This is a genomic window from Anabaena sp. EIM26 (genome assembly GCF_057568715.1).
In genome coordinates, this window is record NZ_CM172472.1 from 3,014,892 (window position 1) to 3,026,188 (window position 11,297).

At 41.9% G+C, this 11,297-nt stretch carries 16 protein-coding genes; 7 read left to right on the forward strand and 9 right to left on the reverse strand.

The window, feature by feature from the left end:
- Window positions 1–16 precede the first annotated feature (16 nt).
- Window positions 17–157 carry a photosystem I reaction center subunit VIII gene (gene psaI / locus AC012T_RS13235; protein WP_487058966.1) on the forward strand — a complete coding sequence of 47 codons (141 nt, stop codon included), beginning with the start codon at window positions 17–19 and terminating at the stop codon, window positions 155–157.
- Between the two features lie 215 nt (window positions 158–372).
- On the opposite strand, the gene AC012T_RS13240 is transcribed toward psaI, so the two are convergent.
- The 7 genes from AC012T_RS13240 to AC012T_RS13270 all read right to left on the reverse strand — a co-directional run bounded on the left by AC012T_RS13240 (window position 373) and on the right by AC012T_RS13270 (window position 2,897).
- Complete coding sequence (locus tag AC012T_RS13240) at window positions 373–492, reverse strand: photosystem II reaction center protein J (RefSeq protein WP_013190555.1); 120 nt, start codon at window positions 490–492, stop codon at window positions 373–375.
- A gap of 52 nt (window positions 493–544) precedes the next feature.
- Window positions 545–664 carry a photosystem II reaction center protein PsbL gene (psbL, locus tag AC012T_RS13245; RefSeq protein ID WP_081462709.1) on the reverse strand — a complete coding sequence of 40 codons (120 nt, stop codon included), beginning with the start codon at window positions 662–664 and terminating at the stop codon, window positions 545–547.
- Between the two features lie 9 nt (window positions 665–673).
- Entirely contained in the window at window positions 674–811 is a 138-nt protein-coding gene (gene psbF, locus AC012T_RS13250; protein ID WP_015115279.1) for a cytochrome b559 subunit beta, read from the reverse strand.
- Window positions 812–820: 9 nt separating this feature from the next.
- On the reverse strand, window positions 821–1,069 hold the full coding sequence (gene psbE, locus AC012T_RS13255; protein ID WP_015214115.1) for a cytochrome b559 subunit alpha: 249 nt from the start codon (window positions 1,067–1,069) through the stop codon (window positions 821–823).
- A gap of 197 nt (window positions 1,070–1,266) precedes the next feature.
- Complete coding sequence (locus tag AC012T_RS13260; RefSeq protein ID WP_487058968.1) at window positions 1,267–2,265, reverse strand: photosynthesis system II assembly factor Ycf48; 999 nt, start codon at window positions 2,263–2,265, stop codon at window positions 1,267–1,269.
- 54 nt (window positions 2,266–2,319) lie between these two features.
- A complete protein-coding gene (locus AC012T_RS13265; protein WP_487058970.1) occupies window positions 2,320–2,664 on the reverse strand; it encodes a rubredoxin in 345 nt (114 codons plus the stop codon).
- 101 nt (window positions 2,665–2,765) lie between these two features.
- Window positions 2,766–2,897 carry a hypothetical protein gene (locus AC012T_RS13270; protein ID WP_487058972.1) on the reverse strand — a complete coding sequence of 44 codons (132 nt, stop codon included), beginning with the start codon at window positions 2,895–2,897 and terminating at the stop codon, window positions 2,766–2,768.
- On the opposite strand from AC012T_RS13270, the gene AC012T_RS13275 reads away from it, so the two are divergent.
- Entirely contained in the window at window positions 2,892–4,421 is a 1,530-nt protein-coding gene (locus AC012T_RS13275; RefSeq protein WP_487058973.1) for a protein kinase domain-containing protein, read from the forward strand. The two genes, AC012T_RS13270 and AC012T_RS13275, sit on opposite strands and share 6 nt — an antisense overlap.
- 9 nt (window positions 4,422–4,430) lie before the next feature.
- Window positions 4,431–5,846 carry a serine/threonine protein kinase gene (locus AC012T_RS13280; protein ID WP_487058975.1) on the forward strand — a complete coding sequence of 472 codons (1,416 nt, stop codon included), beginning with the start codon at window positions 4,431–4,433 and terminating at the stop codon, window positions 5,844–5,846.
- 124 nt (window positions 5,847–5,970) lie between these two features.
- Here AC012T_RS13280 and AC012T_RS13285 read toward each other — a convergent pair whose 3' ends face one another.
- A complete protein-coding gene (locus AC012T_RS13285) occupies window positions 5,971–6,858 on the reverse strand; it encodes a methylated-DNA--[protein]-cysteine S-methyltransferase (RefSeq protein ID WP_487058976.1) in 888 nt (295 codons plus the stop codon).
- A gap of 231 nt (window positions 6,859–7,089) precedes the next feature.
- On the opposite strand from AC012T_RS13285, the gene ndhC reads away from it, so the two are divergent.
- The 4 genes from ndhC (at window position 7,090) to AC012T_RS13305 (ending at window position 9,599) form a co-directional block, all read left to right on the forward strand.
- Complete coding sequence (gene ndhC, locus AC012T_RS13290) at window positions 7,090–7,452, forward strand: photosynthetic/respiratory NAD(P)H-quinone oxidoreductase subunit C (protein ID WP_015214106.1); 363 nt, start codon at window positions 7,090–7,092, stop codon at window positions 7,450–7,452.
- A complete protein-coding gene (ndhK, locus tag AC012T_RS13295; RefSeq protein WP_438891902.1) occupies window positions 7,443–8,177 on the forward strand; it encodes a photosynthetic/respiratory NAD(P)H-quinone oxidoreductase subunit K in 735 nt (244 codons plus the stop codon). The genes ndhC and ndhK overlap by 10 nt, the downstream gene beginning before the upstream one ends.
- On the forward strand, window positions 8,170–8,697 hold the full coding sequence (locus tag AC012T_RS13300; RefSeq protein ID WP_487058978.1) for an NAD(P)H-quinone oxidoreductase subunit J: 528 nt from the start codon (window positions 8,170–8,172) through the stop codon (window positions 8,695–8,697). Before ndhK ends, AC012T_RS13300 begins: the two co-directional genes overlap by 8 nt.
- 167 nt (window positions 8,698–8,864) lie before the next feature.
- Window positions 8,865–9,599 carry a DUF1995 family protein gene (locus tag AC012T_RS13305; RefSeq protein WP_487058979.1) on the forward strand — a complete coding sequence of 245 codons (735 nt, stop codon included), beginning with the start codon at window positions 8,865–8,867 and terminating at the stop codon, window positions 9,597–9,599.
- Between the two features lie 100 nt (window positions 9,600–9,699).
- On the opposite strand, the gene lnt is transcribed toward AC012T_RS13305, so the two are convergent.
- Complete coding sequence (gene lnt, locus AC012T_RS13310) at window positions 9,700–11,286, reverse strand: apolipoprotein N-acyltransferase (RefSeq protein ID WP_487058980.1); 1,587 nt, start codon at window positions 11,284–11,286, stop codon at window positions 9,700–9,702.
- Window positions 11,287–11,297 lie beyond the last annotated feature (11 nt).

Genomic DNA, 11,297 nt, shown 5'->3' on the forward strand with positions numbered 1-11,297 from the left:
CAGAGGACTTTTTTCTATGTCAAGTTCATTTTTGCCCTCTATCTTGGCCTATTCTTCATTCTTGCCTTCTATTTTCGTACCTCTGACTGGTCTAGTTTTACCAGCAGTAGTCTTCGCATTTCTATTTTCATATATTGAACGCGAAGATATCGCTTAATTAGGGACTGGGGATTGGGGACTGGAGACTGGGAACTGGGGACTGGGAAGATGGGGAAGATGGGGAAGATGGGGAAGTCATTTTTCCAATCACCCATTACCAATTACCCATTACCCATTACCAATTACCATTTTTACCTAAAAAACCGCCTATCTCAATGAGAAGGGCGGTTTTTTGATGTCGGTTTTTAACCAAAAATTCGGTTAAGGTTCACATTACAGTGAAGAACCGATTCCGGCGTAGGCTCCATAAAAGAAAATACCTACAACTGTAATTACACCTAAACCTGCGATCGTAGCGACGACCCACAGGGGAATTCTTCCACTTCCTGACACAGTTTTCTCCTCCCTTACAAAAGTCAACAGAAATTAGCAGCCACAGATCCAGTTAGTTAAAGAAGTAACTGGAAAACAGAATTCCTAGAACGAAAATCAATAGCAGTCCTAGATACAGAGAGGTACGGTTTAATTCAACCGGTTGTTGATTAGGATTAGGCGATCTTTCCATGAGTTGCTCCTAGCGTTGAATAAACTGCATTGCGGCGATCGCTCCCAAGAAGAAGACAGTTGGCACACCTAGAGTGTGAACTGCAAGCCATCTGACCGTAAAAATTGGATAGGTAACTGGTTGATTGATGTTATTGCCGCTAGTCATGATTTCAAATTACTTTCCGATAAATGTTTCTACTTGCTTTTTAGCTTCATAACGGTCGCTGACGATTGGCACTTCTTGCCGTACCTGTGTGAAATAATCATTAGGACGGGGTGTGCCAAACACATCATAAGCCAGTCCAGTGCTGACAAATAACCAACCAGCAACAAATAAAGCTGGAATGGTGATGCTGTGGATTACCCAGTAACGAATGCTGGTGATAATATCCGAAAACGGACGTTCTCCGGTGGTACCTGACATTTAGATCACTACCTTCTCAAAAACTACTATTGAGTTTATTATCCTACAAAGTTTAAAAAGAGTTACAACTTGCAACGTTCTTCTCAGAAATCTCTTTGTACTGAGTACCGAGTCCTGAGTACCGAGTACCGAGTCTTGAGTAATTTGAGATTATTGCCTTTTTTACTCAATACTCATTACTCGCTACTCAATACTATTTAAGCTGCATTGGGGTTGTATTTGAGCAAAACACCGTGATCACCGATCACAAAGCCTTGTTCAGGATTGAGAAACACAATCTTATACAAGTTACCTGCAACTTCTTCTACTTCACGGTCTTTTTCCCAGGTTTTGCCACCGTCGGTACTGCGTAGTAGATTACCGCTGCCACCACCAATCCAAATTTCATCGGGTGTGCGATATGCCAAATCTAGTAAACCCCAGCTAGTGGATAACTCTGGATATTGTACATCTAGCCATTCATCTGGGTTAGTTAAATCGCTAAATTGAACTTGACCACCTCGTGCTAATAACCATAATTGGCCATTATCAGCAAAGCCCATATTTTCTACCCGTCTAGAACTGAGACGGTTATGGGGTTCCCAAGCGGCTTGTCCTGGTTCCCAGACTGAGTAAAAACTGCCTTTAGCCGAAACAGCTATATACTTACCATCAGGCGATCGCTCTAAGTTTCTCACCACACCAACGGCTGCTTCGACTTGAGCTTTCCAGTTTTTACCACCATCTGTAGTTTGATAGATAGCACCGACATCAGTAGCCATTTCTGCTGTATTTTCAGCCAAGGCTGCGATCGTAATTGGGCTACCGGGTAGCTTTTCGGTTAAAGGAATACGTGACCAAGACTTGCCTTCATCAGTAGTATGTAGTAACAGTGAAGGCTCTCCGGCAATCCAGCCTTCATTACCACTAAAACTAACTGAGTTAAAGCGATACCTTTCATCATCCAATTCCAATTTTAGAGGCTGCCAAGTATCTCCACCATCATTAGTTTCCAATAAAGTGGCACTACTACCGACTAAATAACCATGCTGGGGATTACCAGTAAAGCCAATATCCAACAGTTTCGCTTCTGTTGGCACATTAATAACTTGCCAGGGATTAGAACTGATTGAGGGAACTTTGCTACAGCCAATACAGGCGATGACTACTATTAACGCGGCAAATATTCGTTGCCAACTTCTCACAATTGAATGCATCAGTATTTCTTAGTGTTTTGTAAATTTTTGTAGGATGTCTATAAAAACCGGGTTTTATTGTAAGCCGTAAAGACTAATAAAAAACAAGAATCCAAGCGCCAAAGCACCGAAAATCAAAATGTTCTTTTGGGTTGGTGTCAGCGTATTAACACCTAAACCGTAACCTAAATTTTCTTTGAAACCAGATGCTGTACCCGCAGGCCCAATGTTAGCGAAAGCTACCTTTTTGGCATTACAAACTGGACAACGCCAATTTGCAGGTAATTCTGCAAACAGTATGCCAGCATGAATATCATTCTTGTCGTCTCCTTTTTCCGGTTCATAAACGTAACCGCAAGAGCGACACTCGTATCTATCTAACACTGGAGTTTCAATAGCTTCTTCAGCTTGTTCGCTCATGGCTATAGCCTCCCAGAGGGAAATCTTAAATATACGTTACAAATTATGACATATTTGTTAGGCTTTTCTATCGCTGAGTTATTCGATACAGCAATTCTCATTCATGAGCGAGTTGATGCAGCACCTAAAGCGACAACAAACGGGATAAAATCACCTTGATCTTCAATGGTGAATTGGGGTGGAATCATGGAATTGTTGCGATCGCTCAAAATTTCAGATTTAGAACTATGCATCAATTAGGTGACACAATCATTGATGCTACAAAGCAGCCGCCTTGTAATCGTTATCGCATTATTAATATATTGGGTGAAGGCAATAGCGGTATCACCTATGCGGCAGAAGACATAACACAGCCGGGTGTCATCGTAGCAATAAAAGTTATATCTTTTCAGCAAACACAAGACTGGAAAGTGTTGGAGTTATTTGAGCGCGAGGCTAAGGTACTAGAAAAACTCCAGCATCGAGGAATACCACGTTATCTCAATTATTTTCAGATCGATACTCAAAGCGATCGCCGATTTTACATTGTGCAAGAATTGGCGAAAGGGCAATCTTTAGCTGCATGGATAGAACAGGGATGGCGTACTAATGAAACAGGCATCAAGCAAATTGCTCGGCAAATATTAGCGATTCTGGTTTATCTGCAACGGTTAGATCCACAGGTGATTCATCGTGATATTAAACCGCAAAATATCATTCGTCATGAAGATGGCTCACTGTATTTAGTAGACTTTGGTGCAGTGCGAGATACTTACTACAGTACCTTCATGCGGGGTAGTACAGTTGTTGGGACTTATGGTTACATGGCTCCCGAACAGTTTCTTGGACAAGCAGCACCAGCAACAGATTTATACGGATTGGGAGCAACATTACTATTTTTATTGACTCATCGATCGCCGGCAGAACTACCCCAAACTGGTTTACATATAGATTTCCGCGATCATATTCAAGTTTCCGATGCTTTTGCTGATTGGTTAGAGAAACTTTTAGAACCTGATATTAAAGATCGCTTTCCCTCAGCCGAAGCCGCTTTGTTAGCCTTAAGACAGCCGACAAAAGCTGTTCAGATAACTAGCCAAATCTCCCCCCGTGTTGCTGTCATGGCCTTAATTATCGGCACATTTGCGGCGATGGGGTTAGGTAATGCTTTCAAGTGGAAAGTATGGAGTAGTTTTGGTCTAGCACCGCGCTATATTTGTGACAATATCGGTATTGTACAAAACTATCTTCAGCAAGGCGGCAACCCTAATCTTCGCATTAAATACTACCGCAGGTTTAGTTGGGCTGGAAGCGATCGATGGCCTTTATTATTTTGTGTCTCTTCCCTTGCAAGTGTAGAACTACTGCTTCAGTATAAAGCTGATCCCAATGCTGTAGAGTCAGGCGAACCAATTTTATATAAAGCAGCAATTGACAACGATATTGATTTCATGAAATTGCTTTTGAAATACGGTGCAAATCCCAACGCCAAACTCTCTCGTAAAGATACTAGCAGAGGCTTGTACGAAGAAGAACCGATACTTAATCAAGTCATTTTCAACAGTCAACAGGAAGTTGCCGAATTTTTGATTAACAATGGTGCTGATATCAACGCCAAAGACAGCAAGGGCAACACAGCATTAGATATAGCAACCATGCGTTATGAAGTCAAAATTGCTCTCATGCTGTTAGAAAAAGGTGCGATCGCCAACCGTGAGTCTGATTCTGAGCGCCTTCGTGATTGGCAAAAAGAACTCAAAAACCGAAATAATAAATAGGAAGCAAGTATGAACACGTTACACAACTGCGGTGATGTGATTGCGGAACGATATCAGATTCGCCATGTTTTAGGACATGGTGGTATGGGTATTACTTATGCGGCTTTTGATTTGCAAACTAATCAACCTGTGGCGCTGAAAATGCTTTCCTTGCATCGCATCAAAGATTGGAAAATGCTGGAATTATTTGCACGAGAAGCGAAAATTCTTGCTAATCTAAACTATCCGGGGATTCCGCAATATTTGAATTACTTTGAAATAGAAACAGATGGCGATCGCGCTTTCTATCTGGTGCAAGAACTAGCCGCAGGACAATCTCTGTTTGAGCTAGTTAATCAAGGCTGGAAACCAAGCGTTGATCAAGTCCAAGCGATCGCTGCTCAAGTGCTAGAAATCCTCGTGTATTTGCAGCAGTTAACTCCACCCGTAATTCATCGTGATATTAAACCACAAAATCTTATCCGTCAGGAGAATGGGCAGATTTTTCTGGTAGATTTTGGGGCAGTTCAAGATACCTATCACAATACTGTAACTGGTGGCAGTACAGTAGTGGGAACCTTTGGCTATATGGCTCCCGAACAATTTCGCGGACAGGCAGTGTTATCTACTGACTTGTATGGACTGGGGACAACATTGTTATTTTTATTAACAAGCAAATCCCCCGCAGATTTACCACACCACCAACTTACAATTGACTTTCATAGTGTTGTCCAATTGCCCAAACGCTTCGCTGCTTGGTTAGAGCGAATGATTGAACCAATCAGTACAGTAAGATTCCCTTCGGCTGTAGAAGCGTTAGTTGTCTTGCAAGGAAAGCAACCACTCCCGCCGCGTGCAACTACCTACAAAAAACCCAAACAAAGCAAAATTCAATTAACCACCACAACCGACAAAATGATCATTGATATTCCTTCCCCACTCCTCAATAGTCCTCAGAGTTTGTGGTTAGGGTTATCACCAGTGTTTGGATGTGTCTTTATCTTTTGGATTGTTGATGCTTTTATTGTTGAGGTGCTAGAACCCAAATATGATTTTTACTTTGGAGGGGAGCTAATATTCCGCCTTCTTGTTTTGATCGGCTTTTTCCCCTTAGCTTTAGGTATTTACCTTAATGCGGCTCAAAGTTTGCTATTTAGCAGTGCCTTTCGTACTCGGATTGAGATTCAGCCTTGCTGGAGGATTCAAAAGATATACTCTTTAGGATTTTTTACTTTGCAACTACTACCAATTAGACGAAATGCAAAACTCCAGGCCAGCTTGATTCCTATGCAGCACCAGTTTTTTATAGTGAAAAATCTCAACTCGTTTTTTACTTTAGCGATCGCCTCAACAAATATCAAGCTTGGACTGTTTTTGAGTGATCACGAGAAAGCATGGTTAGTGAATGAAATTAACGCTTTTGCAGAGCGCCATAATTATGAATGACAATATCAAAGGATAGGGCTAGTTATCCCTATTCTATTAATTTCCGAAAATATTTGTCATTTCTGAATTCCAGAGCTTTTTACTGCGTCGGAATTGCTATTCAAAGTCAATGTACCTACAATCCTTAATACTGATTTCGACTTGCTTCCCATCCTAGAATCATCGTTTTACGTTCTAATCCCCACCTATAACCGCCCATCTCACCCGATGCTCGAATTACCCGATGACAGGGAATTAAGTATGCAACTGGATTACTTCCTATGGCGTTACCTACGGCTCTAGCAGCGGTGGGACGATCGATTGATGCTGCTAAACCTTGATAGGTGGTAATCCCTCCCCAGGGAACTCTCAGTAGCGATCGCCAAACTTGAATCTGGAAGTTAGTCCCTTTCACGTTCAGAACTAAGGAAGGACTATTTTCTGCAACTGGTTGGAAGATGCGAGTGATAGTTTCTTTTGTCACTTGCTGATCATGAATAATTTCCGCATTTTTCCATTCTTTACGTAGCGTATGTTCAGCAATTTCTTCATCTTTTGCATTGAGGAAATGAAGATTGCAGATGCCACGCGCTGTTGTGGCAATGAGACAATCACCAAAAGGGGTTTCATGAATCCCATAGCAAATCTTCAACCCAGCACCCCCGGATTTAAATTCACCGGGTGACATGGCTTCTAGCTTCACAAACAAGTCGTGTAAACGTCCCGGACTTGATAACCCCACATCCATAGTTAGATTTAAAAGGCTCTTAGTCTCAGCAATTTTTGATTTTGCATACTCAACCGTGAGATATTGCCAGAAACGTTTGGGACTGATTCCTGCCCATTTCGTAAATAATCGCTGAAAGTGATACTCGCTCAGATGTACGTGTTGGGCGACAGTTGCCAAGTCAGGCTGGTGTAGATAATTTTTTTGCATAAATGCGATTCCTACGGAGCGCTTCGCTATCGCTCTCGCAATGCATTCATAGGTTTCTCTATTGTAACTATTAGTAGCTTCTATCAAGGAATTCATATTGTTAATTTATTCTACCCATTCCTCAATTTAGGGACTTACGGCGCTTCAATACCACCCATTTCTTGCTATTCATAGAAACTGTATGAGCATTTTTAGACTAATTGCCAATTAAATCAACACCTTACCCTCAGTGTGTTTAATTCCACGATTTCAAAAAGCCGGGAAAGATATAATAATGTAAGAGAAAATTATCCATTTCAATTGCACCATCAGCGGTAGATATACATTGTGTTTGTCCTTAGCGGTTACGAATACCTTCTAGGCTTCTTCCTCCTTTGTAGCCTAGTACCAGCCCTGGCGCTCTCAGCGTCCAAGCTTCTCAGACCTAGTAGTTTCAGCCCAGAACGGCGCACCACTTATGAATCCGGCATGGAACCCATTGGCGGAGCCTGGATTCAATTCAACATTCGCTACTATATGTTCGCGCTGGTTTTTGTAGTTTTTGACGTGGAAACTGTATTCTTGTACCCTTGGGCAGTTGCTTTCCATCGTTTAGGGTTATTAGCGTTTATTGAAGCGTTAGTTTTTATTGCGATTCTTGTAATCGCCTTAGTTTACGCATGGCGTAAAGGAGCATTGGAATGGTCTTAAATTCTAACATAACCACCCAGGACAAAGAGCGCATCATTAACCCGGTTGAGCGTCCTACAGTTACTCAAGAACTGTCAGAAAACGTCATCTTAACCACTGTTGATGACCTCTACAATTGGGCGCGACTTTCTAGTTTGTGGCCTTTGCTGTTTGGTACAGCTTGTTGCTTCATCGAATTTGCGGCTTTAATTGGCTCTCGCTTTGATTTTGACCGTTTTGGTCTAATTCCCCGTTCTAGTCCCCGGCAAGCTGATTTAATCATCACTGCTGGTACAATCACCATGAAGATGGCTCCTCAATTGGTGCGTCTTTATGAACAAATGCCCGAACCCAAGTATGTAATTGCTATGGGTGCTTGTACAATTACTGGCGGAATGTTCAGTGTTGATTCTCCTAGTGCTGTGCGCGGAGTTGATAAGCTGATTCCAGTTGATGTGTATTTACCTGGTTGTCCTCCTCGTCCTGAAGCAATTATTGATGCAATTATTAAGTTGCGGAAAAAAATTGCTAATGATTCCATGCAAGAACGGGGTCAAATTAAACAAACTCACCGTTATTACAGCACGACTCATAACTTGAAACCAGTACCGGAAATTTTAACTGGTAAGTATATGCAGTCAGATACCCGCTTTACTCCACCGAAGGAATTGACGGAAGCAATGGGTATGCCCATACCACCTGCGCTACTGACAACAAAGACAAAGGAGGCAGAAAAGCGTGGCTGAAGAAGAATCTAAATTAGTTCCTGCGGCTGAAGAGGCTATAGTTCCAGCAGGTGAGGTTTCCCAGTGGTTGACAGAAAATGGTTTTGACCATGAATCTTTAGCCCCAGACGTGAATGGGGTGGAGATTATTAAGGTAGCACCTGATTTCTTGCTTCCTACCGCTACAGCTTTGTACGCCTACGGGTTTAATTATCTCCAGTTTCAGGGAGGTATTGACTTGGGGCCAGGACAAGATTTGGTCAGTGTCTATCATTTGGTGAAGGTAAATGATAATGCTGATAAGCCGGCAGAAGTCCGGGTGAAGGTGTTCTTACCTAGAGAAAATCCCTCTGTGCCTTCAGTTTACTGGATTTGGAAGACTGCGGACTGGCAAGAGCGTGAGTCTTATGATATGTATGGCATTATCTATGAAGGTCATCCTAATTTGAAGCGGATTTTGATGCCGGAAGATTGGGTAGGTTGGCCTTTGCGTAAGGATTACATTTCGCCTGATTTCTATGAGTTGCAAGATGCTTATTAGCTAGTGCGTTCATTTGTGATTTACCCCTTTCCGGTGGCGGAGAGGGGTATTGTTTTTTAACGCAGAGGGACGCGGAGGTAAGCGCAGAGGTTCGCGGAGAAGTAAATTCTTCTTTGGTGGTGAGAGAATCGAAATATTGATCATTAATTTGAGAGACTTTATAAATTATGGCTGAATTACCCAAAACCCTAGAAGATGCGATCGCACAATCCCGTGAAGCTGTAAAATCGGCTTTAGCTGATGGTATGAATCGCATTCAAGTTGATTTTCTGTTTCCCGAACTCAAAATTATGCCCATTGCAGAACAGTTTATACCCCTGTTCGCTAAATATGAATCCCGGCTGAAAGTCTTTTTTGCAGATGCTGGGGCCGCCGCTTTAGCCCGTCGAGATTGGGCAGATTCACCATTTAAAGTTGAAGATATCGGTACAGGTAGGGCGGCATCTTTAGAAACCAAAATTCAGCCAGAAGATGAAATTTTCCTGTTTATCGCTCCCACTTCTGTGGAAGTGCCACAATTAGAAAAACTCTGTGAAATCATAGGCACACGTCCCTTTATTTTATTAAATCCCCGTTTAGAAGATTCCGGTGTGGTAGGTATCGGTTATGCGGCTAGAGAAACCCGCAGACGTTTTATTAGCACCATTGAATCTTGTTATTATCTGCGTCCCGTTGATGATGAATCTGCCCTGTTTCGTTGCTACCCTGGAGATTGGGAAGTATGGCTAGAAACCAACGACGAATATCAAAAAATCGCTGAATTACCTAAACGTCCTTCTGGTGATGAAATAGATGTAATTCTCATGAAAGGACAACCGCAAACCACCACCGACGGAACACCCACAAAAAAAGCTAGTGTATTCAAGAGTTTGCAACGGTTTATTAAGGCATTGAGTAGTTAAATTCAGTGGAAATAGTAGAGATGTTTCATGAAACGTCTCTACTGCAAAAGGTTTATTTAAGAGCATGTTTGAAAAGTCAGGTTAAAAAAGCACAGAAAAATCATCGGAATATCCACCCTAAAACCCCTAGAACCAACAACAAAGGCATCAACCAATCACCCCAACGCACATATAAAGTCTGCGTTTGACGACGATAAATAGTTTCTGCATGGGTTTCGTAAGTGTTATAGCCCGATTTCCATAAAGTTCTGCCATGAGGATCAACAAAAGCCGAATATCCCGTATTTGTTGCCCTAACAGCCCATCTATCGGTTTCAATAGCCCGCATGATATCCTGGGCATGATGTTGGTCTGACATAGCAGACGTGTAATGGGCATCATTAGAAGAACTGAGGATAAATTGCCCACCCTTTAAAGCTTGACGACGGAAGATTTCTGGAAATGCTGATTCATAACAAATTCCCACAATTGCCCTGCCAAAGGGAGTATCAAAAACTTGATTTGGTAAACCATGAACTTGATGTTCATCTAATGGTGATAAACGTTGTACAAGCGCCCCTAAAATTTGTTCAAAAGGAATATATTCTCCCAAAGGAACTAGTTTAGATTTATCGTAACGGCTGGTAACTTCTCCATTACCAACGACAGTAAATAAACTGTTTGTATAGCTTTTCCCCCGTTTTCCAAAAGCACCTATCCAAGCAACCACACCTTTTTCTCGTATTGCTGCAACCAAAGGTGTATTACTGAAATTGCTTTCATATACAGGTAACGCACCTTCAGGTGTAAGAACTCCATTAACACCTTGATTTGCTAATTCTAAATATCCCTCAGTATAACCTGTAATCGCCCGACGAAATCCTTCAGGAAGCAATTTAATTTTATTAGGAATATTACCTTGAACAATACCAATTTTTAAAGCAGTATTTTGGCTATCATGCAAAGGTTGAGTATATAAAATAAACCCTAAAATATGAGAGATAATCAATAGTCCGATAGCAAGGATTAAATAATAATTAACGAACCGCAGAGACGCAGAGTACACAGAGGTTTTTCTTTCTTGCTTTTCTTCCTTTGCGCCTTTGCGACTTTGCGTGAGCTTTTCATAATAAATCCAAGCCTCAGCAACCAAGCCATTAACAGCCACAATAACAGCCGTTACAGCACTAGTACCAGACAATTGACCCAAATGTAAAATTACCAGATTGTGTGGTGATTGAGTATAAGCTAGAGAACTCCACCACAAAGGACTTGCACTCCAAAGGCTTTCTAAGGCGCACCATAAAGCCGTACCAACTAATACACGCAACCAGGGTTTTTGCTTGTCTAACCGCACCATTAAAGCTGCCCAAAGGGAGACTAATATTCCTCCCCAGAGGCTAATAAATAACCAACAAAAAAGAGTGATTGCTAAACCTGGTAAGGGGGGAACACCTAACCAATCCATAGGATAGATGCCGGTGATCCAGGATAGGGCAAATCCATGATATGCGATCGCCCAAATAAAGGCATAGAGTATTTTATTGCCAGTATATTTAATTACCAATATCCAGAGTGGTGCAAGGGCAAACCAGGCGAAAACCCAAGCGCCGACGGGGGCGACTGTCACCCCCATCAACAGGCCGCTGATCAAGGATAAAGTGTAAAGATGGAAGGATGAAAACAGCTTTTTTTCCAAAGACTTCATACTTTATCTTT

Bases quoted from the DNA above. Each gene is read 5' to 3' on its own strand.
- lnt (WP_487058980.1), bottom strand. From the start codon at position 11,286: ATGAAGTCTTTGGAAAAAAAGCTGTTTTCATCCTTCCATCTTTACACT.
- AC012T_RS13280 (WP_487058975.1), top strand. From the start codon at position 4,431: ATGAACACGTTACACAACTGCGGTGATGTGATTGCGGAACGATATCAG.
- psaI (WP_487058966.1), top strand. From the start codon at position 17: ATGTCAAGTTCATTTTTGCCCTCTATCTTGGCCTATTCTTCATTCTTG.
- psbF (WP_015115279.1), bottom strand. From the start codon at position 811: ATGACTAGCGGCAATAACATCAATCAACCAGTTACCTATCCAATTTTT.
- psbE (WP_015214115.1), bottom strand. From the start codon at position 1,069: ATGTCAGGTACCACCGGAGAACGTCCGTTTTCGGATATTATCACCAGC.
- AC012T_RS13285 (WP_487058976.1), bottom strand. From the start codon at position 6,858: ATGAATTCCTTGATAGAAGCTACTAATAGTTACAATAGAGAAACCTAT.
- AC012T_RS13275 (WP_487058973.1), top strand. From the start codon at position 2,892: ATGCATCAATTAGGTGACACAATCATTGATGCTACAAAGCAGCCGCCT.
- ndhK (WP_438891902.1), top strand. From the start codon at position 7,443: ATGGTCTTAAATTCTAACATAACCACCCAGGACAAAGAGCGCATCATT.
- AC012T_RS13270 (WP_487058972.1), bottom strand. From the start codon at position 2,897: ATGCATAGTTCTAAATCTGAAATTTTGAGCGATCGCAACAATTCCATG.
- AC012T_RS13260 (WP_487058968.1), bottom strand. From the start codon at position 2,265: ATGCATTCAATTGTGAGAAGTTGGCAACGAATATTTGCCGCGTTAATA.
- AC012T_RS13305 (WP_487058979.1), top strand. From the start codon at position 8,865: ATGGCTGAATTACCCAAAACCCTAGAAGATGCGATCGCACAATCCCGT.
- psbL (WP_081462709.1), bottom strand. From the start codon at position 664: ATGGAAAGATCGCCTAATCCTAATCAACAACCGGTTGAATTAAACCGT.
- AC012T_RS13265 (WP_487058970.1), bottom strand. From the start codon at position 2,664: ATGAGCGAACAAGCTGAAGAAGCTATTGAAACTCCAGTGTTAGATAGA.